Origin of the sequence: Romboutsia sp. 1001285H_161024_C4 (assembly GCF_015550185.1) — a bacterium.
GTDB lineage: Bacteria > Bacillota > Clostridia > Peptostreptococcales > Peptostreptococcaceae > Romboutsia_C > Romboutsia_C hominis.
The window spans coordinates 599,790-624,193 of record NZ_JADNAJ010000001.1 but is presented as its reverse complement, the minus strand read 5'-3'; the positions used below and the strand labels follow the sequence as shown (position 1 = coordinate 624,193).

General features: G+C 26.2%; 23 protein-coding genes and 1 other annotated feature (1 of these 24 only partly in view). Of the genes, 2 read left to right on the top strand and 21 right to left on the bottom strand.

The genetic code is table 11. From position 1 onward, the window contains the following. Positions 1-4 (bottom strand) — a binding site (T-box leader) (it extends 246 nt beyond the left edge of the window). Between the two features lie 60 nt (positions 5-64). The 6 genes from I1959_RS03200 to I1959_RS03175 all read right to left on the bottom strand — a co-directional run bounded on the left by I1959_RS03200 (position 65) and on the right by I1959_RS03175 (position 7,946). Continuing rightward, complete coding sequence (locus I1959_RS03200) at positions 65-796, bottom strand: glycerophosphodiester phosphodiesterase family protein (RefSeq protein ID WP_195237079.1); 732 nt, start codon at positions 794-796, stop codon at positions 65-67. Positions 797-800: 4 nt separating this feature from the next. Then, on the bottom strand, positions 801-1,760 hold the full coding sequence (locus tag I1959_RS03195; RefSeq protein ID WP_195237078.1) for a DUF2232 domain-containing protein: 960 nt from the start codon (positions 1,758-1,760) through the stop codon (positions 801-803). A gap of 148 nt (positions 1,761-1,908) precedes the next feature. After that, positions 1,909-3,369 carry a UDP-N-acetylmuramoyl-L-alanyl-D-glutamate--2,6-diaminopimelate ligase gene (locus I1959_RS03190; protein WP_195237077.1) on the bottom strand — a complete coding sequence of 487 codons (1,461 nt, stop codon included), beginning with the start codon at positions 3,367-3,369 and terminating at the stop codon, positions 1,909-1,911. 85 nt (positions 3,370-3,454) lie between these two features. Then, positions 3,455-4,540 carry a glycosyltransferase gene (locus tag I1959_RS03185; RefSeq protein WP_195237076.1) on the bottom strand — a complete coding sequence of 362 codons (1,086 nt, stop codon included), beginning with the start codon at positions 4,538-4,540 and terminating at the stop codon, positions 3,455-3,457. Between the two features lie 81 nt (positions 4,541-4,621). After that, positions 4,622-6,304 (bottom strand): dynamin family protein, encoded by a 1,683-nt coding sequence (locus I1959_RS03180; RefSeq protein WP_195237075.1) that lies wholly within the window; start codon positions 6,302-6,304, stop codon positions 4,622-4,624. 4 nt (positions 6,305-6,308) lie between these two features. Beyond that, positions 6,309-7,946, bottom strand: a complete 1,638-nt coding sequence (locus tag I1959_RS03175) for a dynamin family protein (RefSeq protein ID WP_195237074.1) — start codon at positions 7,944-7,946, stop codon at positions 6,309-6,311. Positions 7,947-8,157: 211 nt separating this feature from the next. Here I1959_RS03175 and I1959_RS03170 point away from each other — a divergent pair, with 211 nt between their 5' ends. After that, positions 8,158-8,496: a phage holin family protein gene (locus I1959_RS03170; RefSeq protein ID WP_092926290.1), complete on the top strand. Its 339-nt coding sequence runs from the start codon at positions 8,158-8,160 to the stop codon at positions 8,494-8,496. An 88-nt stretch (positions 8,497-8,584) separates the two neighbouring features. Here the strand turns inward: I1959_RS03170 and I1959_RS03165 are convergent, their stop codons facing one another. After that, entirely contained in the window at positions 8,585-9,724 is a 1,140-nt protein-coding gene (locus I1959_RS03165; RefSeq protein ID WP_166505246.1) for an AI-2E family transporter, read from the bottom strand. Positions 9,725-9,954: 230 nt separating this feature from the next. Between I1959_RS03165 and I1959_RS03160 the strand changes: the two genes are divergently transcribed. Beyond that, positions 9,955-10,383, top strand: a complete 429-nt coding sequence (locus I1959_RS03160) for an EamA family transporter (protein WP_092926294.1) — start codon at positions 9,955-9,957, stop codon at positions 10,381-10,383. An 84-nt stretch (positions 10,384-10,467) separates the two neighbouring features. On the opposite strand, the gene I1959_RS03155 is transcribed toward I1959_RS03160, so the two are convergent. From I1959_RS03155 to I1959_RS03090, 14 genes are all read right to left on the bottom strand, one after another. Then, on the bottom strand, positions 10,468-10,980 hold the full coding sequence (locus I1959_RS03155; protein WP_166505244.1) for a DNA topology modulation protein: 513 nt from the start codon (positions 10,978-10,980) through the stop codon (positions 10,468-10,470). A 122-nt stretch (positions 10,981-11,102) separates the two neighbouring features. Further along, the gene (locus tag I1959_RS03150) at positions 11,103-11,855 is read right to left on the bottom strand and encodes a creatininase (RefSeq protein WP_202819468.1); all 753 of its coding nucleotides are present in this window, start codon (positions 11,853-11,855) and stop codon (positions 11,103-11,105) included. Between the two features lie 144 nt (positions 11,856-11,999). Then, positions 12,000-12,452, bottom strand: a complete 453-nt coding sequence (locus I1959_RS03145) for a YhcH/YjgK/YiaL family protein (RefSeq protein WP_092926298.1) — start codon at positions 12,450-12,452, stop codon at positions 12,000-12,002. 50 nt (positions 12,453-12,502) lie between these two features. Then, positions 12,503-13,654 carry a cyclically-permuted mutarotase family protein gene (locus I1959_RS03140; RefSeq protein ID WP_176579606.1) on the bottom strand — a complete coding sequence of 384 codons (1,152 nt, stop codon included), beginning with the start codon at positions 13,652-13,654 and terminating at the stop codon, positions 12,503-12,505. A 376-nt stretch (positions 13,655-14,030) separates the two neighbouring features. Beyond that, on the bottom strand, positions 14,031-14,555 hold the full coding sequence (locus tag I1959_RS03135) for a dihydrofolate reductase family protein (protein WP_166505242.1): 525 nt from the start codon (positions 14,553-14,555) through the stop codon (positions 14,031-14,033). Between the two features lie 220 nt (positions 14,556-14,775). Then, entirely contained in the window at positions 14,776-15,462 is a 687-nt protein-coding gene (locus I1959_RS03130) for a hypothetical protein (protein WP_092926302.1), read from the bottom strand. Between the two features lie 370 nt (positions 15,463-15,832). Continuing rightward, entirely contained in the window at positions 15,833-16,189 is a 357-nt protein-coding gene (locus I1959_RS03125) for a DUF1667 domain-containing protein (RefSeq protein WP_166505241.1), read from the bottom strand. A 2-nt stretch (positions 16,190-16,191) separates the two neighbouring features. Continuing rightward, the gene (locus I1959_RS03120; protein ID WP_092926306.1) at positions 16,192-17,436 is read right to left on the bottom strand and encodes an NAD(P)/FAD-dependent oxidoreductase; all 1,245 of its coding nucleotides are present in this window, start codon (positions 17,434-17,436) and stop codon (positions 16,192-16,194) included. Further along, entirely contained in the window at positions 17,426-18,886 is a 1,461-nt protein-coding gene (locus tag I1959_RS03115; RefSeq protein ID WP_166505240.1) for an NAD(P)/FAD-dependent oxidoreductase, read from the bottom strand. The genes I1959_RS03120 and I1959_RS03115 overlap by 11 nt, the downstream gene beginning before the upstream one ends. Positions 18,887-19,109: 223 nt before the next feature. Further along, positions 19,110-20,648: a glycerol kinase GlpK gene (glpK, locus tag I1959_RS03110; RefSeq protein WP_195237073.1), complete on the bottom strand. Its 1,539-nt coding sequence runs from the start codon at positions 20,646-20,648 to the stop codon at positions 19,110-19,112. A gap of 60 nt (positions 20,649-20,708) precedes the next feature. After that, on the bottom strand, positions 20,709-21,506 hold the full coding sequence (locus I1959_RS03105) for an MIP/aquaporin family protein (protein ID WP_195237072.1): 798 nt from the start codon (positions 21,504-21,506) through the stop codon (positions 20,709-20,711). 202 nt (positions 21,507-21,708) lie between these two features. Beyond that, entirely contained in the window at positions 21,709-22,260 is a 552-nt protein-coding gene (locus I1959_RS03100) for a glycerol-3-phosphate responsive antiterminator (protein WP_092926313.1), read from the bottom strand. A gap of 326 nt (positions 22,261-22,586) precedes the next feature. Beyond that, the gene (locus I1959_RS03095) at positions 22,587-23,372 is read right to left on the bottom strand and encodes a 5'-methylthioadenosine/adenosylhomocysteine nucleosidase (RefSeq protein WP_240275932.1); all 786 of its coding nucleotides are present in this window, start codon (positions 23,370-23,372) and stop codon (positions 22,587-22,589) included. Positions 23,373-23,637: 265 nt separating this feature from the next. Further along, positions 23,638-24,240 carry a manganese efflux pump MntP gene (locus I1959_RS03090; RefSeq protein WP_092926315.1) on the bottom strand — a complete coding sequence of 201 codons (603 nt, stop codon included), beginning with the start codon at positions 24,238-24,240 and terminating at the stop codon, positions 23,638-23,640. Positions 24,241-24,404: the final 164 nt, after the last annotated feature.

Sequence of the window (24,404 nt, the reverse complement as noted above, 5' to 3'; positions counted from 1 at the left end):
TATATTAATATTTTTTCATTTATGTCTATAATATATTCTTAAAATTATATTTTGTCAATACTTTTTAACATTTATTTGGATCTATACCTTCAAATATTATATTATCTGCATATTTGGATGCTTTTTTATATTGATTACAATCAAGTATAGTCCAAGTTATAACTGGCATCTTCTTTCTAATTAACTGAATCCTTTGACTTTGAATACTTTTTATATCATAAGATACAAAATCAGGCTTTGTTTTAAAATTTAGTATCATTCCCCTTAAAAATAGTTTTTTGTACCATTTTATTATTGTATCTTTGTAATCAAATGATATTTGCCCTCTTATTAAATTATTTGCATTTTCTTTGTACCATAGAAGTACCCTTGGATTAAAAGACTGTATAGCAAACTTACCTTCATAATTTTTTACTATCTTATAAACCTCACTACTCATATCTATAGCATCTCCAAGAGCCTTTAATTCTATTAAGACTGGTACCCTGTTATTTACAATATCTAATACGTCCACTAAAAGAGGTATCTTTTCATCAGTGTTTAATAGCCTTAGTTTGCTTATTTCATTATAAGTCATATTATTTATAGTACCTTTATATCCTGTCATTCTTTCTAAAAACTCATCATGAAATACTACTGCCTTTTTATCTTTTGTAAGTTGTACATCTAATTCTATACCATAGTTATATTTTATAGAATTTATAAAAGCCCCCATAGAGTTTTCTGGATATATATCATTATGAAGTCCTCTATGTGAAAAGGGACATTTTTTGATAAAACTTACATCCTTAACCACATTTTCACCCTCTACTTAATATATTATTTAATATTCCTATTTGTTGATTTCTTATATTTATCTTTATATCTAATATTATATTAATTATGATTATAATAAATGTAGTTATCTTAAATATTAATACTAATGCTATTAACATTAAAATCGATAATATTCTTATATGAGCTACTTTCTTATTTTTAGATAATAAATAATTTTGTATTGCTGTATATCCATCTTTTATCACAAAGTAAAATGATAGATACTCTATACTTATTATTATAGTTTTTAGATATGTATTATCTATGTTTATATTAAACGCTTTAAAAACTTCTACTATAAAAATATATACTGATAATACATAAAATACATTTTTAGAACAACATACAAATCTTGAAAGTCTTCTAAAGTTAGCTATAATTTCAAATTTTTTATTTATATTTCCTTTTAGCATATTTAATTTCTTGCACATAAATAAGGATAAAATATATATAGAAAATACAGTTCCAAAAGGAAATGCAGCTATAAGTATATAATAAATAACTTGTACATATTCTCCCGACTTTAGTATATTTATATATCCTTGAAACTCTTTCATAAAGCTGTATCCTATTAACTTAGATGCATATACATCTACAAATACCATAAGTACAACGCCTATAAAAGAAGTATATACCATATCATCCATAATAGATGTATCCTTACTTATAAAGTAGCCACAAAGTATTCCAAGTATTACACTTTGGCTACACCATATAGCTATGCCTATATTCCCAAGTATCAACCATACTATTAAAAGTGATGTTATTCCAGAAAGTGCTGAATACTTAAAATCACATCTAAGTACTACTATTGAAAAAAATACAGGAACTATAAAATCTATGTAAAGTGCATATCCAAAACCAATTCCTACAAATAGTAAGGTACTTATAACAAATAGTGCGGATAGTATTGCTGACTCTGTTAACTTTTTAGTTTCATTCATCAAATTACCTACCTTTTAATTTTTATTTAGTTTATCCGTATATTATAATACTTCTAAAAAAAATAATAAAGCATGCTTTATTATAATATAAAAGAAACTGTGAATATTCACAGCTCCTTTTATTAATATATATGAGTTTATTTGTTGCCTACTTTAAATTTATAGCTTCAAGTGCTACTTTTGTATCATCAAAAGAATGCTTTTTCTTACCTATTATTTGATAATCTTCATGTCCTTTTCCCGCTATTATAACTAAGTCTTTATCATTTGCCATATCTATTGCCTTATATATTGCTTCTTTTCTATCTTCTATAATTATATAATTATCCTTTTTTATATTAATACCTTTTAATATATCATTAATTATTTTATGGGGATCTTCACATCTTGGATTATCTGATGTTATTATAGCTACATCAGAGTATTCTTGTGCTATTTTTCCCATTATAGGTCTTTTTAGTCTATCTCTATCTCCTCCGCATCCAAACACTGTTATTACCTTGCCTTTTGTAAATTCTTTTGAAGCTTTTAATATATTTTCTAAAGCGTCTGGAGTATGTGCATAGTCTACTATAACATTTAGTTTTTTATTATTTTTTATGCTTTCAAATCTACCCTTAATACCTTTAGTATTTCTAAATACTTCTTTAACTATGTTTATATCTATATCTAATATGTAGCAAATACTTATTATTCCCAATGTATTATATACACTAAACTTTCCTGGTATATTTACATAGATATAATCTTCATAAGTTGGAGTTTTTACTTTATATTCTATATGATCTTTTTCTAATATAATATCACTTGCCATAAAATCAGCATGTTCATTTATAGCATAAGTGTATACAGGTATATCTAAGTTTTTAATATTATTTAATATAATCTTACCATGTTCATCATCTATATTTATTATATTTGCTTTTGTTGTCATATAAAATAGCTTTTCTTTAGAGTTTCTATAATCCTCTATATTTTTATGAAAATCTAAATGTTCTTCAGTTAAGTTTGTAAATAATCCCATTAAAAAACTAGTATCTTTCACTCTACCTAAGCTAAGTGCATGAGAAGATACTTCCATAGCGCAATATTTACAGTTATTTTTTAACATATCATTGAAACTTTTTTGAAGGTCTAAACTTTCTGGAGTTGTATTTTTAGGTATTATTTTTTCCTTTGAGTTGTCTATTTCGATAGTTCCTATAAGACCACATTTATTAACTTTATTTAATATCTCCTTTAAAAGAGTTGATACACTAGTTTTCCCATTTGTTCCTGTTATTCCTATTACATCTAATTTTGTACTTGGCTCATTATAAAAATTAGATGCAATTTTTGCCATGGCCTCTTTAGTATTACTTACTTTTATAAATGTATACTTATCCATATTATCTATATTTATATCTTCTTCTATTAAAAATGCCTTAGCTCCAGATTTTATAGCATTTTCTATATATAAATGTCCATTAGTATTATATCCTTTTATACATATGAACATGCTGTTTTTTGTTACTTCTCTTGAATCATAATATATATTATCTATATCAATATTTGTGTCTCCATATATATTTAAAGTATCTACATTCTCTAAAATTTTATCTAATATCATCATATCCTCCTTATCTATTGTTTAATACAGTATATTTTACATATGATTTTTTTATGATATATAATTTAAGGTGGGTCTCCCCACCTTATCTTTCTTTTATTATAGAATTAAAGTACTTTTCATTACATTTTACACATTCATCATTTGGATTTAATTCCATACATTTTTGATGGTGATAATAAGCCCTTGGTAAATCTTTCAATTCATAATAACAGCAACAAAGATTTAAATGAGGTTTAAATCTTAAGTAACTCATATTAATGCATTGGTTAGTATCACAAGATATATCAGTATTAAGTATTATTTTATACCAACTTATAGCTTGTAAATATTTTTCCTCCTCTTCAAATGAATAAGCTATATTATACATTATATCAGCTCTTGGTATATCTTCTTCAAAGGCTTTATATAAATATATCCTTGCTAGTTTGTATTCTTTTTGTTTTATATAACATTCTCCTATTTTGCATAATGCATCTACCGTTTCTTCCTTAAATTTACTTACCTTTATAAATTCTTTTAATATTTCTATAGATTTTTCATATTTTAAATTACAATATAATTCTCTTCCATAATAATACAAATCTCTATTGCTTAATATTTTGCCATCTTTTAGTTTTTTTTCGTATATTTTAAGATTTCTATCATCTATATTTTTTACCTTATCATGTATTATACAAATATCACTATCATATACATTACTTTCATTTATACCCTCTATAGATATATATTCATGAACATATCCTACCCACTTAAAACCTTCATTTCTTTTGATTATTCTATTTCTTCTAGCTACTATTTTAGGATTATTATTTTCATCTATACACATATGAGTCTCTGTAGATATAACACTTATACTTTCATTTAAATTTTCTTTCAAGTTTATAAGTCTTTTTCTATTTTTCTCATCTAAATACTCGTCTGCATCTAACCAAAGTATATAATCTTTGGTTGCTTTATCAAAGGAAAAATTTCTAGCCTTTGAAAAATCATCAATCCACTTAAAATCATATATATTGTTAGTATAATTTCTACAAACTTCCTTTGTTTTATCTACTGACCCTGTATCTACTATTATTATTTCATCTACTATATCATAAATACTATCTAAACATCTTTTTAAAATATTTTCTTCATTTTTTACTATCATACATAAACTTATAGTAATCATACTATTTACTCCCTTAATTAAAAGTTATACTTCAATGTATGATAAAATGACATTTTTTGTGTTTATTGTACTGAATTTTCATTAATGTATATATGTTTTTAATTTATCTATATATATATTTATTTCTTTAATTGTATCTTCTATTTCGTGTTTGTTAGTTTGTATACCTTTTATATTTTTTAGTATTTCTAGTGTTGTATAGTTTATCTCTATACTATAATTTTCATATATATCTTTTAGATTCTCACTTATTTTATACTTTAGATTTTCTATAAAAGTATCTATATCATTTAGCAATTCCTTGCTTTTTTTATCATCTTGTACTTTATCATATATAACTTTCCCTACTGCTCCACTTATAGTCCCTGCTATTAATAGCGGTGGACAATAAGTCATTAGTGCTGCTGATATAGTAGTTGAAGTTGCCGATGCTCCAAGTATTGCACTATACATTGAAACAACTGTACCCGAAGTTGCCCCAAGCACTGCACCTGTTCCTACTACTGCTAATAATTCATTTACTGTTGCTTGGTTTTTTTCTAATTTAAAGCTTTGGGTATCTATGCATTCATTTTTATATGTTATATCATTTATATATCTTTTTATATCATCATCCATTTCATTGCTTATTTCTTTTAAACACTGACTCCACTCATTAAAAAATAAATTATCCAATTCTATTTTTTTCTTGTTTACTAATTCATTTATATATCCTTCATTTATGTATAACTTAGCTAAATCTATATTTAATTTAATTTTTTGTATTTCATCACTAAAAAATATTCTATCTACCCAATCCTTTATCTCAAAATCCATCTTTGAACTTATATAGTCTCTTTTGTTTTGAAGTAATTTATTGTATCTTAATAATTCATCATCTAAAACATATAAAGTCTTTAGATAATCATTATGGCAAACTATATCTTTGTGTATTATTCTATCTAAAGATGATTTTATACTACTATTTTTTTCTTCTTGAGAATTTTTTATTAGATAATTTATATAATCATTTAATCTATTAAATTCGTATTTTAAATCATTATAGTTTGATAATACTAAATCAGTACTTTTTGTTTTTACCTTAGGTAATACCTTCTCTTGGTATTCAAGATATGAAGATATCATAAAAAATTCATCTATATATATTCCATATTCATCTTTTATATAATCTATAATTTCTTCTTTATCAGAACTTAATAAATCACACTTATTTACTATACCTATAATGTTATTTTTATACTCACTTATCAAATCAAGCGCTTCTATTACATCTTCTTGTCCTAGGTGAGTTGCATCTATTACAAATAATATCAAATCAGCATTTTTTATATAGTTTAAAGTTTTTTCTTCATTGTTTACAGTTATGCTCTTTAACCCTGGTGTGTCTACTATATTTATCTTTTTTAAATAATCTATATTAAGACCCACCTTTGTTATGTCTTTATATGTTTTAGTATATGGCATGTTACTATATACTATTTCTATTATACTAGAAGTAGCTTCAAGTACATCTACTTCACTTATATCCCCTCCTATTAATGAATTTACTAAGCTTGATTTTCCTGATTTAACTTCTCCTAACACAACAATTTTTAATGGTTCTTCCTTATTACTTTCTATAGATTTAATAAGTTCAACCACTTCTTGTAATGGTTCTTTTATTGTATTTTTATATGGTAAATTTAAATCTTCAATTAACTTTTTTCTTATTGGTGAATTTAATATTTCTTCTTTAACTATACATATACCTTTATTATTTTCCAAAATATCACCCCAAAGTATTTAAAATTCTTTCTATATTGTTTAGGAAGTCTATATAAATATTTATATACTTATAGTCTATATATACTTTTTCAAAACTATGATTTTTTATATATTCTATGTTTGAAATTATAGTATTTATATTATCTTTTAATATTTTTTCTATGTCTTTTGTTATGAGTTCTTTATTTATAGATAGGTAATTTGGTTTATAATTTACGTCTTCATTAAATGCTTTAACTAAAAATTTATTAAATAAATTTTCTAGTTTATCTTCTTTTGCTTTATCTTTTAATTGTTTTTGAATTGGTACCTGGATTTTATCTAAATTTATATTAGTATCTATTTTTTGATAAATGGAGTCTTTATTGAAATTTGATTTTTTATAAATTATATCATATATATTACTAAAATCATTATTGCATTTATTTTGCAAACTTATTATATGGTCCTTTATTTCTATATCTATATCTTTTATATAACTTAGAGCATCCTTTTTTATATTATCTAAGGTGTATTTTAATTCATAATCTATTTCATTATATATAGATAAGTCTTTGTATAATTCTCTCTTATGTGAGTATATAGATTGTATTATATTACTTTTAGTTATATATAAATTTTTGTATTTGGATTCTATTTGCTTATTTTCACAAAGTTTTTTAAAATTAACATCTATACTTTTATATAATTTTTCTATATTGCTTTTCTGTATATAGTAATAATCTTTATTTAATATTCCTTTTATAGCATCCTTAGCTGATATGTATACAATGTCTTTAAACTTATCTTTAAATAATTCTTCACATTTATCTTTAACTTTATCTAGATCTTTTTCTTTTATTATATCAATCTTATTTACAACAGCTATTATATTTTTGTTAGTGTAATTTTTATCTATATCATTAATTTCATTTATAAGCTTTGTATTTTCACTAGATACTATATTTTGAGCATCTATTACCCATATAATTCCATCTGCTATCTCATAATATCGCTCTACTTTTTTATCAGTATTTAATAGACTTTGGTTAAGTCCCGGTGTATCTACTATAGTAAAATCATTTATTAAATTTCCTTCTTTTAAGTAATATTTAACCTTACATATTTGAGGTTTATATAAATATTTCTCTTCTAATTCTCTTTTGTATTCTTTAAGTTCTTTTTTTGTTTTTGTATTTTCTTTTTTAAGCTCTTGAACTAATCTATATATTTTTTCTTTAGATTTTTTGTACTTATCTTCTTCATCTTTCAGTAATCTATATCCACCTTGTATACTTTTTAAAATTTTTTCTTCGTTGTCATATATTATCTCTATTTTTTCTAAATTACTCTTTAAAAAAACATCAACCTTCCAAGTACTTGGTATATCTTTTGTAGCTACTACCTCCCTTTTTATTAATGAGTTTATAAGAGTTGATTTTCCGTAGTTCCCACAACCCACTATACAAAGTACAAATGGATTTTCTAGCTCTTTTACATTGTTTTTTAATTTATTTATCTCTTTTTGTATATAATCTATAATATATATTGATTTTGTTTTATCTTTGGTATATATATACTTTGTAATATTATTTATTTCATTTTCTATAGGTGTAATAATTTTCATAATATTGTTTAATTCTTCATATCTTGAATTATACATAATATCATCCTTTTTTGGTAAATTAATTTAATTATATTTTTACTTTAATAAGTGTAGTGTATATAAATTTAATATATAGACAAAATTAAAAACAAAACCATATTTAAAGTATATGATCTAATTATCTTAAATATTATACTAACTTGAAATATTATTGTATATATGATTTAATATTTGTATAAATTTGTAATATTTTGAAAGGAGATTTACTATGAGAAAAGCATCATTATTTATAGTCGTTAATGCTATATCCTTATATATAGTATCTTTACTTTTAAATAGCGTATATATAAGTTCTTTTAAGTCATTAATAATACTTACATTAATATTTGGATTACTTAATTTAACTATAAAGCCTATACTTAAGTTCTTTTCATTCCCTATAACAGTTTTAACTTTAGGGTTATTTTCACTAATTATAAATGGATTAGTTTTAAAGCTAGCATTCTCATTTGTTAATGGAGTTTATATAAATAGTACTTTAAGTGCAATAGGTGCATCTATATTGCTATCTATTGTAAATAGTGTTTTATATAGTATATTAGACTAATTAATAATATAAAAAGGGACTAAAAGCCAACTTTAGTCCCTTTTTATATTATTTTAATTGTTTATATAAAATAAATACAAGTATCAAATTATTTTTGTATATTTATATTTTTTGATTTTATCCTGTTATTTATATACCCACCACATAAAGTATATATCATACTAAAAAGAGGTACTCCTATTAGGATCCCTAATACTCCAAACATTGATGAACCTATTATTATAGGAACTAATATCCAAAATGATGATAATCCTATGGAATTTCCTACTATAAATGGATATATAAAATTCCCTTCTACTTGCTGAATTATAACTATCATTATTATAAAGTAAAGTGCTGTTACAGGTTTTATCATAAATAATATCAAAGCAGAAAGAGCTGCTCCTAAAAATGTACCAAATATCGGTATTAAATCTGTAATTCCTATTAATGTACTTATTAATATAGCATAAGGCATATTAAATATGGTCATACCTATAAAACATAAACTTCCCATAACTATACCATCTGTACATTGTCCTACTATAAATTTTGAAAATTTAACATCGCCTAATTTAATAATGCTCATTATTTTATCTGCCATATTTTCACTTAAAAGACCATATATCACCTTTTTAAATTGAACTATAAGCTTGTCTTTGCTAAGTAACATATATATGGCTATAACAAAACCTAATAATAAGTTAGTTATTATAGATGTTATTGAAAAAGTAATTCCAACTATATTAGATATAAAATAATTTAAAGTTTTTATCATAAAGTCTGACATCTTATCAACTCCTGATAATAAACTGTGATGTAAATTATCTGATATATTTATATGAGACATATAAGTTGTTATATAAGACTGTAATGAGTCTATATCCTGCGGAATACTACTTATTAAACTTGAAGTACTTTTTACTAATTGTGGTATTACTAAGTTTATAAATGCACTTAATAATAGCCCTATTGTTATAAGTGTTAATATTAATGATATTATCCTTATAATAATTTTTGAATTCTTTATATTATATTTTTTAACAATTTTTCCTATTAATCTATTTTCAAAAGATTTCATAGGTACATTTAGTAAAAATGCTATAGCTAATCCTATTATAAAAGGTTTTAATATAGATAGTGTAGTGTTTAAAACATTTCCTACAGTTTTTATATTTAATAATAAAAAGGATAATATAATTATATAAGTTGCTAGTATAAATTGATTTTTCAGTTTAAAATCCCTCATAAATTTTGACTCTCCTTTTGTTGATTGTTTATTATTAAATTATACAACAAACAAGTTTAAATTAGTATGTTTTCAAACAAGATATAATATTTTATTATTTTTTATATAATTTTTTATTGCATTTAAATATTTATTGACTATATAAGATTTATAAAGTATTATTTTAGTTATTGATATTTATTTTCATTTATTTTTAATTAACATTTAATATTAATTCGCAAGGAGGTTTTATGAGTAATTGGTTATTTTATGCACTTTTAGCGGCTATCAGTGCAAGTTTTGTAACAGTTTTTTCTAAGGTGGGAGTAACTAACTTGTCTCCTTCACTAGCTACTAGTGTTAGAGCAGTTATAATGGGAGTATTTTTAGTATTAGTATCTTTTATAAAAGGGGATTTTTCTAATCTATCTTCTCTTTTAAGTCATAAAAAAGACTTACTATTCTTAATATTTGCTGGCGTATCTGGTGCTTTGTCTTGGTTATTTTTAAATATAGCACTAAAGACGGGAAAAACTTGGCAAGTAGCTCCTATTGATAAGTTATCTGTAGTTTTAACTGTAATTTTTTCTATTTTAATATTTAAAGAACAAATAAGTGTAAAAGGTATAATAGGCGTTTTATTTATAGCTATTGGTACTATATTTGTTGCCTTAGGATAAATTTTATATTACATATCAAGACAATAAAAATATTAACTATATATTTCATAGTACATAGTAATTAATTTTTTTATTTACTATATACTATGAATTTGTTATTTTCTGTAGAAACAAATTAACTTCTTTTGCTTTTTTCAAAACTACTATTTTATTTTTAAAATCTTGTTCTATTTGTTTATAATGATTGCGTATTTCTTTAGTGCGGCCTTCATAAAGAATCCACCAAATAAATTCTAAGTCAATTTTCTCTATACATCCTTTAGCCATATCTTCACGAGTTGTGTTTTTGTATCTAAAATACCTCTTTAATGCTCTATAAATACAAATTCTACGTGGAAAATTCAAAAAAATTATTTTATCAGCTTGTTCTAATCTTTCTTTTTGAAAAAAATCACTATAATTTCCATCTATCACCCAAGAATCATTTTTCATAAAATCACATACTATCAAACGCCCTTCATCTCTATCACGTTCAATCCAATTGGGCAAAAAATTAACTTTGTCGAGAAATAAAACAGGTGCCTTATAATATTTTGAAAGCTTCCTAGCAAGTGTGGATTTTCCACTTCCACTATAACCAATTATTGCAATTTTCATTTTAATTTCCTCCAAAACTTTAATATTAATAAATTAAAATAATAGTAAATACATTAAAAACCTATTGCTAGTTATTTATAGCCATAGGTTTTTAATGTATTTTTATAGCAAAATATTCTTGTTTATTTTATAAATTCTTTGTTTACTATACTAACCATTTTGTCTAAAGCTTCATTTACTATTAGTTCTCCTTTTTCTTTAGAACTAGTTCTTCCTATGGCTAATAATCCTGATTTTGGAACTAAATCCTTTGGTATTGGATATACATGATAAGTTGGTACTTCTTCTATTTTTTCATCTATTAATCTATCCATATGAACTAGTTGTGGAGCAAATTTAAGTATTAATGAAGTCTCTGTTATAGCTGCATGTTCTAATGCCCACCCTGGAAACTCTATTTCATCAAATACTTTATCAATAGTATCTTGGCTTATTAAGTCCCACCAGCTCATCATTATTATTTTAGTATCATTTGGCATAAATTTGCTTACTAAATCTATGGCTTCTAGTAAAAATGCTTGATTTTCAAAATGAGAGTTTACTATAGCTATTTTTCTTACACCATCTCTTATTAACTCTTCTAAAATATCTTTTACTAACTCTATTAAAGTAGTTCCATTTAAATCTATAGTACCTGGAAATAATGGACCTCCACCTGATGCCGGTTGAGATTTATATCCATAATTTATAGAAGGCATTACTATAGAATTTGTTTTTTCTCCTAATAATTTAGAGAATCCCTCAGATATTATAGTATCTGTAGATAATGGTAAGTGTGGTCCATGTTGTTCAACAGACCCTATAGGTAATATTACTACATCTTTGTCTTTTCTTTCATTAAACTCATACCATGTCATTTCTGCCATTAGTGTCATAAAAATCACTCCTTTATTAATACTACTGTATAAATTATATCATATAAAAAAATGTATTTAACAAGTTTAAATAATTAAATTTACCAATAATAAAAATTTAATTTTTATACTTTAATAAGAGAGGGCATATACCCTCTCTTATATTTATCTTATTATAATTTTAAATATAGCTTTCTTTACATATTCTTTTTCATTTACTTTTATAGCTGTCATGTGAGCATCTTCTGGATAGCAAATCAAGAAATTTCCTTTTCTTAATTCTACATATCCATTATTTTCACCTTCTAGAGGTAAAAAGTCCGATTCTTCTTCATAATCTTTTTGAGTTAATTGTTCTATGAAATTTAAGTCAATTCTTTCGCATCCATCTATCATTAAATGAATATCTATGTACTTTTTATGAGCTTCCCAAAATCTTTCTTCTTTCTCATAAGTTTCATATTCTACTATATTTACAAATATATCTTTTCCATCTATAGTGTATGTCCCTTTTTCATAGCTTTTTAAATCATTTTCATTAGCATATTCAAAACACCTAAGTAGGTCTTTACTTAAATTAGGATAATTTTTTATATGCTCTATATTGCCAAATATCATAAATTTTCCCCCTATCTTAAAAGTCTTTACTTAAATTTATACCTTGATAGCTACTCATTAATTATTGTTCCTACAAAAGTTCTTTCTGTTCTAACACCTGGTTTTACTTCCCCATTTATTGAATATATCTTATTTCCATTAAGTATTAGACCTGCTCCACAAGGTGCATTAAATGGAATTTCTCCTACAGTTTTCCAGCTATCTTCTTCTGCATTATATATTAATATATTTTCATTCCAATTAAATTCCTGAGGATCTGCACCAAAATATTTTTGTCTAAAGGCTTGTAATTCTTCTCCTTTTAAGTTATCTAGATTATAAACTGCATCATCATATATTTCTTTATTAAATCCACCTATAACTAACATTTCTTCTTCATTAAGTTTCACTGAGCTTGCTCCTAATAAAGATATTTTATTATCATTTATTTTAATATCAGAAACCTTTTCCCATTTATTATTTTTTATGTTATATTTATATCCATCTGTATATGCTACTTTATCTCCACCACTAAATACATATATATCATCACCTAATATTTGAGCTACAGCTTGGTTTCTAGTTGCTTCTCCTGGCATAGGTGCTAACTCTTTAGTCTCACCTTTTTTTATGTCAAATCTATACATCTTATTACTAGGTGTTCCATTTTGCTTTCCTAAACCAACATATATATATCTATCTTTTTTAACTGCTATTCCATCGCTAAGTGTAAATGGTAAATCTCCTATGTGCTTTTCTTTAAGTTTTCCTTTTTTATTAACTGTAAATAAAGTTACATTATCAGCTTCTTTTTCATTACTACTTCCACCTATATAGTAAACCCCTTCTTTATCAGTAATTGAGCTCCCATATCCAATTTCATAATTTAGTTTTTCATGGCTAACTTGCTTCAGTCTTCCATCTTCTTCCTTTAGTACATACACATCTGGATAAAGCTTTTTAGCCCCTCCATCTAAAACTGGTTTATCTGGGAAATTTGCTCCTCCACCAGCTATTATATATTCGCCATCTTTACCCGCAAGTAAACCTGCAGTACCTATATTTTTATCTTGTCCAAATTGTGCCTCTAAGTCACCACCATGTTCCCAGAGTATTCTATCTACATCATTTCCACCTGCATTTCCAGTATAATTCATAGTACTTGCACCTAGTATAAACGTAGATGAAATTGCAATTGCCATAGCCTTTGTTAGCTTTCTCATTACTTACCTCCAATAAATAATATATTTTTAAAACTAAAAATTATAGATATAATTTGTAGAGGTATTTATTTTAGTCAAAAACTATTTATCAATTTTATATACTTTAAGATTTATATATACTGTTATTTATAAAAATGACATAACTATATTTTTAGTTTTTTTACTTTTACAATTAGATTGTACTAATAAAAAATATTCTTATCAATAAGATTTTTATATAACTTCTATATAAAATTAATTTTATGTTTAATGTAATAAATACATAAACTATAATAGAATTTTTTATGTATTTTTTAACTAAAATTTAATATTATATATATAGAAAAAGTTATGAAAATAAATATTCTCATAACTTTATATATTTAAATTTTATATACTATCTTTTTGAATATCTTAATATGACAATCCCATTGTCTGAAATATACTCATCTAAGTGTAAATCTATTTTAGGGTTATTACCCAAGAATAATGGTCTACCTTTTCCAAGTATTGTAGGTATTATTCCTATTATATATTCATCTATAATATCTGCTTTTATAAAGTTGTCTACTAATTTCCCTCCTCCAAATAAAAATATGTTCTTTCCTTCTTTTTTTCTTTCTTCTTCTATTACTTTACATATATCGCCATTTATAAAATGTATATTTTCATAATCTTCTAGCTCCTTTGATGTAGCTACATACACCTTTTTGCTTTTGTAGTCATTATGAAAATTTTGGTCATAACATTTTTTTCCCATTACTACAGTATCTACTTCACTTAGAAATTCATTAAAATCCCACTTTTTATCACTATTTAAAGAATTATCTCCATCTCCAACTATCCAGTCAAATCCTCCATCTTCACTTGCTATATATCCATCTATGCTAATTGCTAAGTTTAATATTATTTTTCTTTTCATATTTATGTCTCTCTTTCTTACTGATTTTTTTAGTTTAATTTACATTTTATCATAAAATATTTTAAATTATAAATATATTATAGTACATAGTTTCTTATATTCTATTAAAAATAGATATTATATTAAATTATCAACTTAAAATCATTAATTGTTAGTATTACTATATAAAAAGAGCACCTCTTTTTTAGAGGTGCTCTTTTTTAGCTTATATTAATTTATTTTACATAGCTAATTCAAGATATCCACTTGGGTGGAAGTAGTATATATTTGATGTATTTTTATCTACAAAGAAACCTAAGTCAGTATCATAGTCTGGGAAAAATACATATCCACTTAATCCTTTTTCTTTTAATGCACTAAAGTTATTTTCATCACCTTGGTATGTATAGTTTGCGTCTTGATTATACATTTTTAATAAATCTTTAGCTTGTTCTTGATTTAATACTTTTATAACTTCAACTTTACTTTCTTCTTTTATGTCTGGTTGTACTTTATCATTTGAAACTACTACATTTTCTTCTTGTACTTTATCATCTTCAGTTTTTTGTTTATTTTCAACTTTTGCATTTTCATTAGTAGTTGTATTTTCTTCTTTAGCTACTTGATTATTTTCTTGTTTGTTTTCTTCTTTATTTATTTTATTATCATCTTTTTTAACTTCTTCTTTATTTTCAACTTTTACTGATTCATTATGTACTTTATTATTGCTTTCATTTTTTATTACTTGTTTATCTATGTTGTTATTTTCTTCTTTATTTACTTCTTCTTTTGTATTAGTGTTTATACCTTCAACTGCTTCTACTTTAGGTTTGTTATTAGAATTTTGTGCAAATATTATGTTGTTTATTGGACTTACAAATAACATCCCTCCACATAATACTGATAATGCTGTTATAGCTCTTTTCATTTTAATCACGTCCTTTTAATTTATGTAAATTTATGTAAGTTTTTATTTTATTTCCTTCTATGTATTTATATTAACATATTAAAATTATATATAACAGTTACACGGCTGTTACTTTAGATTACAAGTTCGTAATTAAAGTAACAAGGATGTAACTTTTATATTTATACTTTTTGGGTACAACAAAAATTCGCTTTGCTTGAGCGACGTGTCGGCAAAACACTTCATGTCGCCCACGACTTCGTCTGTTGCTCAAAATATCTTTTTTTGCATTTTAATCTTATTGATATATGTTGTCTATGTAAGCTATCAACAGCTTTATGCTTAATATAAAGTACTGGTATATAAAAAAAAGATAGCATAAGCTATCTTTTTAATAAATATCTACTGTTTTAGCACTAACTACATCAATACCTGTGTCTAGTATATTTTTAACTATAACATCTCCTACACTTATTGGTGCACTTACCTTTATAGTGTCCAATTCTCTCATTATTTCAAACATCATATCTTTTGGTATAGATTCTTTTGTTTTTACTGGCAGTAGGTTTAAATATGAATTTTCAAGTCTTACAGTAGTAGTTATAACTCTTTTAGGATTAGTTAACTCTTCTACTCCATACTTTTCTCCTCTTTTACAAGTATTTCCTTCTACTTTATATCCATCATCAGTCTTAGTTACTACTAATGGACATCCCATAGGACATACTATACAAGTTATATTTGCCATATTTAAGCCTCCTTAACACTTACAGTTATATTTTCTTTTATATCTTTAAATAAATCTTTAGATAATTTTATATTTTCCATTTCAGATGGTATCATATGTTTTCTTTTCTTTTCTAATATTACTTTACCATTACTTTCTACTACTAATTTTTTGTTACTGTATATATTTCTAACTCTCATAAATAAATTTATATCTTCATCACAAGTTGTGTCTATATTTTGTGGTACTATATAAGAAATTCCTTCACTTGCTAAAGTTTTTACACTTTCATTATTTTTTAATTTATTTAATGAGTATAGAGCTGCATTTTTACCAGCTATTCTACTTTCTTTTGTAACAAAATCTACTAAGTCATGTACATGAACTACATTACCACAAGCAAATACACCATCTATATTAGTTTCCATGCTATTTCTAACTATTGGTCCACTAGTTTTACTATCTAGACTTACTCCTAAATCAACACTTAACTCATTTTCTGGTATAAGTCCTACTGATAAAAGTACTGTATCACATGGTATATATTCTTCTGTTCCTTTTATAGGCTTTCTGTTTTCATCAAGTTTTGAAAGTGTAACTCCTTTAACTCTTTCTTTTCCATGAATATAACTTATACCTGTGCTTAACATTAAAGGTATATTAAAATCATCTAAACACTGTACTATATTTCTAGTAAGCCCACTACTGTGAGGATTAACTTCTACTACTGCCTTAACTTTAGCGCCTTCTAATGTCATACGTCTTGCCATTATAAGACCAATGTCTCCTGATCCATATATAACTATTTCTTTACCTACCATATATCCTTCCATATTTGATAGCCTTTGAGCTGCTCCTGCGTTATATACTCCTGCACATCTATATCCTGGTATATCGATTGCACCTCTAGTTCTTTCTCTACATCCCATAGCAAGAACGATTGAATCTGCACTTATATTTATAAGTCCATCTTCTCCAAGTGCTTCTATAGTTTTATCTTTAGTTATATTAAGTACCATAGTATTTAGCATATAATCTATATTTTCTTCTTTTATCATTTCTATAAATCTATGAGCATACTCAGGCCCTGTTAGTTCTTCTTTAAATTCATGAAGTCCAAATCCATTGTGTATACATTGATTAAGTATTCCACCTAATTCTCTGTCTCTTTCTATTATAAGTACATCTTTTGCACCATTTTTCTTAGCTTCATAAGCTGCTCCAAGACCTGCTGGTCCTCCTCCAACAACAACAACATTATATTTCAACTAACTCACCCCTCATTTCCTTAACTTTACCTACTACCATGTTTGATTTGTCATAATCTTTTAATACATCTTCAACATTTATATTAAGTTCTCTAGCTATTATTTCTATAACTTTAGGACCACAAAAACCACCTTGGCATCTTCCCATTCCTGGTCTTACTCTTCTTTTAACTCCATCTACAGTTTTAGCTCCACATGGTGATTTTATAGCATCTATTATTTCACCTTCTGTTACCATTTCACATCTGCATATTATCTTTTTATATCTTTCATCTTTTTTTGCTATTTCTTCTTTTTCTTTGCTACTCATATGTGAAAATGGCTTATTTTTTCTTCTTATTGGGTTAAAATCTGTGTTTTTCTCTAAGTTTAATCCCTCTTCTTTTAGAATTTCTACTACATATTTTGCAATAGCTGGTGATGAGGCTAACCCAGGTGATTCTATTCCACCTACATTTATAAAGTTTTTACATTTATCTGATGCAAATATCATAAAGTCTCCTGTATTTGGTGTTGCTCTAAGTCCTGCAAAAGATGTTATTGTCTTTCTAAAATCTATATTTTCTATACTTTTTCTTGAAGCATTAACTACTTCTTCAATACCTTCTCTACTTGTAGATATATCTTCTTTGTCATCTACAACATTTGCATTTGGTCCAACTAATAAGTTTCCATGAACTGTTTGAGTTACTAATACACCTTTACCTTTTTTTGTTGGGCATTGGAATAATGTATGATTTGCTATTTTCCCTTCAGATTTATCTAGTATTTTGTACTCTCCTTTTCTAGGTATGATATAATACTCATCTCCGCCTATCATATTGTTTATTTTGTCACTGTATACTCCAGCTGCGTTTATTACATATTTTGATTTTATTATTTTGCCATTTTTTAGTTTTATATTAAATTCATCATCTATTTTATTAATATCTACTACTTCACTTTCTAATTTTAAATCTACTCCATTTGTTATAGCATTTTCCATAAGTGCTATATTTAAATTAAATGGACAAACTATACCTGCTACTTCACAAAGTAGTGCACTTACTACGTTTTTATTTACACTAGGCTCAAGTTTTAATACTTCTTCTTTGTTTAGTATTTTTAGACCTTCTACACCATTTTTTATTCCTCTATCATAAAGTTGTTGTATATGTTTTTTATCTTCTTCATCGAAAGCTAAAACTAAAGAACCATTTTGTTTAAATTCTACATTTAGCTCCTCACAAAGTTTAGGATACAACTTGTTACCTTCTACATTTAATCTTGCCTTTAAACTTCCTTCATTTGCATCATATCCACCATGTACTATAGCACTATTTGCTTTAGTAGTTCCTTGACAAACTTCAACTCCCTTTTCTAGTACTACTGTTTTTAAATTATATTTAGATAATTCACGAGCTATAGAGCTTCCCACAATTCCAGCGCCTATTATTGCTATATCATACATAACTTTCCCTCCAACTTATGTTTTTTCTAAAAAAAGACAGAGAGCCCCCTATACGTTGTATAGAAGGCTCTCTCATCTCTTAGCCAAAAATATTTAAATATTGTACTTAATAAAATTCACTTTGTTATAATTTGTAAATTATAGATATTACTTTAAAATTGTAAACATTTTCCTTCATATATTAATTATATACTATAAAATATTTTTTGTCACTAATTTTATATTAACTCTCAACTGATGCTAATTCAGATTTAAATTCTTCATCTTCTCTTGCCCAATCAAGACTTCTTTGTACTGCTTTTTTCCATCCTTTATATAATAAGTTTCTCTTTGCATCACTCATACTAGGAGTAAACTCTTTATCTATTATCCAAGATTTCTTAATATCTTCTTTGCTATCATAAAATCCTACAGCCAATCCTGCTAGGTAAGCTGCTCCTAGCGCAGTAGTTTCTACTACCTTTGGTCTATTTATATTTGCATCTAATATATCTGACTGGAACTGCATTAAGAAATTATTTGCACTTGCTCCTCCATCTACTTTAAGCCCATTTAGCTTTAGTCCTGAATCTTCTTGCATAGCATTTAATACATCTTTAACTTGGTATGCTATTGATTCAAGTGTTGCACGAACTAAATGTGCTCTATTAGCACCACGAGTAAGTCCCATTACGCTACCTCTTGCATACATATCCCAATATGGTGCTCCAAGCCCTGCAAATGCCGGTACTACATATACTCCATTAGTATCATCTACACTTTGAGCATAAAATTCACTTTGGCTAGCATCATATAATATTCTAAGTTCATCTCTTAACCATTGTATAGATGCACCACCTATAAATATACTTCCTTCTAATGCATATTCAACTTTCCCATCTACACCCCAAGCTATTGTTGTTAATAATCCATTTTTAGATTCTACCATATTTTCTCCAGTATTCATTAACATAAAGCAACCTGTTCCATAAGTGTTTTTTGCACTTCCTTCTTCAAAACAAGTTTGCCCAAATAGTGCTGCTTGTTGGTCTCCTGCACATCCTGCTATTGGAATTTCAGCTCCTGCTAACATTTCTTTGTCTGTGTGTCCATATACACAACTAGATGGTTTTACTTCTGGTAACATACTCTTTGGTATGTTTAACATTTCAAGTATTTCATCATCCCATTTTAACTCTTTTATATTATAAAGCATAGTTCTAGCAGCATTTGAGTAATCAGTTACGTGTACCTTTCCACGAGTTAAATTCCATATTAACCAAGTATCTACTGTACCAAATAATAGATCTCCATTTTCTGCTTTTTCTCTTGCACCTTCTACATTATCAAGTATCCATTTTATTTTAGTTGCTGAAAAATATGCATCTAGTATAAGTCCTGTTTTTTCTTTTATAGTATCTTTGTATCCTTTAGCTTCTAATTCATCACATATCCCTGATGTTCTTCTACATTGCCAAACTATCGCATTGTATATTGGCTTTCCTGTATTTTTATCCCAAACTATTGTAGTTTCTCTTTGGTTAGTTATACCTATTGCACAAACTTCATCTGGTCTTATAGAATTAGTTTCTAGAACTTCTCTCATAACTCCACTTTGGCTTCCCCATATTTCCATAGGGTTATGTTCTACCCATCCTGCATTTGGATAAAATTGAGTAAATTCTTTTTGGGAAGTTGCTATTATGTTTCCACTCTTATCAAATAATATTGCTCTTGAACTTGTTGTTCCTTGATCTAGCGCCATTATATACTTTCTTTCCATACAAATCCCTCCCGGAAATTTTAAAATTTATATTTATAATTATTGTTGTATTTAATGTTTCTACTTAGATGCTTCTGTAACCTCTTCATCATCTAAATATCTTTTTACACCTTTGTCATATACAAATCCTGCAAGTAAACCACCTATAATTGGACCTACTATTGGAACTAAGAAATACATATTTTCTCCTAATGCATTAGTTCCCCATCCTGCTATCATTGCAAATAATTTTGGTCCAAGATCTCTTGATGGATTCATTGCAAATCCTGTTAATACTCCAAAACTTGCACCTATTATAGCTATTGTTAAACCTATCATAACTGGTGCTAAATTAGCATGAGGCTTGTTTGAGTTTTTAGCTTCTCCAACTGCAAGTATAACCATAACTAAAAGCATTGTTATTATTATTTCTGTAAATAAAGCTGTCATTATACTTATATCAGCATGTGGGTATGTTGAGAATATTCCCGCTGTAGCCATACCACTTGCACTTGCTCTTACTATATTATTAGCATTTTCAAAAGATATGAATAAGTTCTTAAATAAAAAGTAAACTGTAGCAGCTCCTACAAAACATCCTAGTATTTGAGCTATTATGTACGGTAAGACCTTTTTCTTTGGAAAATCCCTATACACCATTAAAGCTATAGTAACTGCTGGGTTTATATGTGTACCCGACACTGCTCCTGTAACATATATTGCCATGGTAACAGCAAGGCCCCATATTATACCGATTTCCCACTGTGAAATACTAGCTCCATTTAATACAAGTGATGCAACTGATCCACAACCTATAAATATTAGTATCCAGGATCCTATAAATTCAGAGATACACTCTCCCATCAATGTTTTTTTCAACTTAATTCCCCCTTAATTTTTATAAAATCAATTTTTTGTAAAAAAACAGAGAGAGCTCATAGTAAAAAAACTATTAGCTCTCTCGTCTCCAGCCTAGTATTGATTTAATTAAATAATAATAAAAAAACTTTTTCCCGTCAATATTTTTTAAGGTTAAGTTTTTAACATTGCAGTTAAGTTTTTAACAGCCTTTTTTTAATCCTTACCATATACTTTTATCTGTAGTTGAAACTGCCATAGCACCACAAGATAATATATTTATAACTTCTTCTTTTTCATCTATAAGTCCACCACATATTATTGGTATATTAGGATAAGTTTTATTTATCCTTTTTACTATCTTTGGCATTATTCCAGGCATTATTTCTATAGCTTGAGGCTTTACTTTCCTTAAGCTTTCTATAGCATTTTCAAGTGACATTGAGTCTATAAAGAAAAACCTTTGCACAACATCTAGGTTTAGCTCTAATGCCCTTTTTACAATATTAGTTTTAGTAGTTATTATTCCATCTAATTTTACTTCTCTTTTTATATAATCAACAATAACCGGATTTGATGCTATTCCAGATATCATATCTATATGAACAAATACCTTTTTATCATATTTATGAAGATATTCGATTATTTTTTTTAAATTAAGTATATCTCCATTTAATAAAAATACAATATCACAATCTGATTTTGCTACAGCTTCTAAGTTTTCGTCATTTTTAATTGCACCTATTATAGGATTTACTTCTAAAATTTCTCTCATTTTTTCCCTCCAAATTTGTATGCGTCTATATTTATTATACATTAATAAAAAAAAGTGCAATATTAATTATTTTTTTAACAAATTTTAAAATATAAAAGAGGAACGATTCGTTCCCCTTTTATATTTAGCCCATTTAATTATTTATAGTCATTTTGATTTCGTAAATCATCCCAAAAATTTTCTACATTAACTACTTCTTTATTTATCCCTTTATAACCATCCTAATAAAATTTTTGATTAATATGTATTCGACTTTTAGTTACATTAGCTTTATATAATAAAAAAGTTGGTCTATAAATTAGCCCAACTTTTATTTATTCTTAATATTAGTATATTTTTATAAATTCTTCTAATAATGAACTAGCATTTTTAGCTGCTATTGGTAAGAATTCCTCATATGATAAATCAGCTTCTCCATTTGCTTTATCAGATATTGAACGAAGTATAACAAATGGTATATCATTTAAGTAAGCTACTTGTGCCATAGCTGCTCCTTCCATTTCTACTGCCTCTACATCTTTAAAATTATCTTTTATTTTTTTAGCAATATCTCCACCTGCTACAAATTGGTCTCCTGTAGCTACCATTCCATCTACTATATTTACACCTTTTACATTCTTAGCAGCTTCTTTTGCTTTATTTATCATATTTTTATCTGCATCAAAGAATCTTTTATTTAATCTTGATATTTCTCCAAGTGGATCTCCAAATACTGTTGTATCAAAATCATGCTGAACTGTAGTTGTTGATATAACTACATCTCCTTGATTTAAATCTTCATTCATAGTCCCAGCAACTCCAGAATTTACAAGAGCTGATACATTAAATTTATCAACTAAAACTTGAGTACACATAGCCATGTTAACTTTTCCTACACCAGAACGAACTAACACTATATTTTTATCATGTAATGTTCCTTTATAAAACTTTATACCTGCTATAGTCGTAGTTTCTTTTATATCCATCTTTTCTTTTAATATCTCTACTTCTTCTTCCATAGCCCCTATTATCCCTAATACATTTTCATTTCCTGGTTCTGATTGTGATGTGCACCCTACCATTAAAAATATTGATAATAATATTGTTGGTAGTAAAACTAATATTTTTTTCATTTTCTAATTACTCCTTAATTTTATGTCAAAATCATTTTACAATATTATTTATATCATTATTTTCATACGTTTTCAATATTTTTTTATATTTTTTATGCATTATTATGAATTTTTATATATTAAAATTAAATAAAGTTCGTTTTTCACTTTGTAATATATCTATTAGGCATTTTAATTTTTATAAAAAAATAGATATAATAAGCTATTGAAAACTTACTATATCTATACTTTTATCATATATTTTTTATGTTTTGATTATATGTACTTAAAATAACTGACTAAATATATGTGTATGTTCATTAAATATATTTATACCTATGCCTATAAGTATAATTCCACCTATAAGTTCTGCATATCCATTAAATACGTTTCCTATTTTTTTACCTATAAAAACTCCAAATAAACACATTATAAATGTTATAACACCTATAGCTATTGATACCTCTACTATGTTTATACTTAAAAAAGCAAAACTTATTCCCACTGCTAAAGCATCTATACTAGTAGCTACAGATAACACTAAAATATCCTTTGTAGATAGCTCTTCTTCAGATGTAGCAGCTAACAAAGTATCTACTTCATTTGCTTCTTTTCTTTCATCTATGAATCCTTTTATCATTTTATATCCTAAGTAACTTAATAATATAAGTGCTATCCAATGATCTATAGATTTTATGTACTTTTCAAATCCAATACCCATAACCCACCCTAAAAGTGGCATTCCACCTTGAAATATTCCAAAGAATAAGGCTATTTTTATACCTAAAGATTTTGTTAAATGTTTAATAGTCATTCCTTTTGTTACCGATACAGCAAAAGCATCCATTGAAAGTGCTAAAGCTGTAAATAATACTGCTGTAATACTCATAATTTCCTCCTAATTTTTCATTTTTGCAAAAAAATAACGAGACTCTAGGTATGCAAAATAAGCATACCTGAGTCTCGTTTTTTAAGATTAGACCAGACTATTTAGTCATTATGTTGACCTAATCACACAATACGTGCAAACTACTCCCTCAGTATGATAGGATA

What these genes read in the sequence shown, in the direction of transcription:
- I1959_RS03195 (WP_195237078.1), bottom strand. Translation starts at nt 1,760, where the DNA reads ATGAATGAAACTAAAAAGTTAACAGAGTCAGCAATACTATCCGCACTA.
- I1959_RS03190 (WP_195237077.1), bottom strand. Translation starts at nt 3,369, where the DNA reads ATGATATTAGATAAAATTTTAGAGAATGTAGATACTTTAAATATATAT.
- I1959_RS03185 (WP_195237076.1), bottom strand. Translation starts at nt 4,540, where the DNA reads ATGATTACTATAAGTTTATGTATGATAGTAAAAAATGAAGAAAATATT.
- I1959_RS03175 (WP_195237074.1), bottom strand. Translation starts at nt 7,946, where the DNA reads ATGTATAATTCAAGATATGAAGAATTAAACAATATTATGAAAATTATT.
- I1959_RS03170 (WP_092926290.1), top strand. Translation starts at nt 8,158, where the DNA reads ATGAGAAAAGCATCATTATTTATAGTCGTTAATGCTATATCCTTATAT.
- I1959_RS03165 (WP_166505246.1), bottom strand. Translation starts at nt 9,724, where the DNA reads ATGAGGGATTTTAAACTGAAAAATCAATTTATACTAGCAACTTATATA.
- I1959_RS03160 (WP_092926294.1), top strand. Translation starts at nt 9,955, where the DNA reads ATGAGTAATTGGTTATTTTATGCACTTTTAGCGGCTATCAGTGCAAGT.
- I1959_RS03155 (WP_166505244.1), bottom strand. Translation starts at nt 10,980, where the DNA reads ATGAAAATTGCAATAATTGGTTATAGTGGAAGTGGAAAATCCACACTT.
- I1959_RS03150 (WP_202819468.1), bottom strand. Translation starts at nt 11,855, where the DNA reads ATGACACTAATGGCAGAAATGACATGGTATGAGTTTAATGAAAGAAAA.
- I1959_RS03145 (WP_092926298.1), bottom strand. Translation starts at nt 12,452, where the DNA reads ATGATATTTGGCAATATAGAGCATATAAAAAATTATCCTAATTTAAGT.
- I1959_RS03140 (WP_176579606.1), bottom strand. Translation starts at nt 13,654, where the DNA reads ATGAGAAAGCTAACAAAGGCTATGGCAATTGCAATTTCATCTACGTTT.
- I1959_RS03135 (WP_166505242.1), bottom strand. Translation starts at nt 14,555, where the DNA reads ATGAAAAGAAAAATAATATTAAACTTAGCAATTAGCATAGATGGATAT.
- I1959_RS03130 (WP_092926302.1), bottom strand. Translation starts at nt 15,462, where the DNA reads ATGAAAAGAGCTATAACAGCATTATCAGTATTATGTGGAGGGATGTTA.
- I1959_RS03125 (WP_166505241.1), bottom strand. Translation starts at nt 16,189, where the DNA reads ATGGCAAATATAACTTGTATAGTATGTCCTATGGGATGTCCATTAGTA.
- I1959_RS03115 (WP_166505240.1), bottom strand. Translation starts at nt 18,886, where the DNA reads ATGTATGATATAGCAATAATAGGCGCTGGAATTGTGGGAAGCTCTATA.
- glpK (WP_195237073.1), bottom strand. Translation starts at nt 20,648, where the DNA reads ATGGAAAGAAAGTATATAATGGCGCTAGATCAAGGAACAACAAGTTCA.
- I1959_RS03100 (WP_092926313.1), bottom strand. Translation starts at nt 22,260, where the DNA reads ATGAGAGAAATTTTAGAAGTAAATCCTATAATAGGTGCAATTAAAAAT.
- I1959_RS03095 (WP_240275932.1), bottom strand. Translation starts at nt 23,372, where the DNA reads ATGAAAAAAATATTAGTTTTACTACCAACAATATTATTATCAATATTT.
- I1959_RS03090 (WP_092926315.1), bottom strand. Translation starts at nt 24,240, where the DNA reads ATGAGTATTACAGCAGTATTATTTACAGCTTTAGCACTTTCAATGGAT.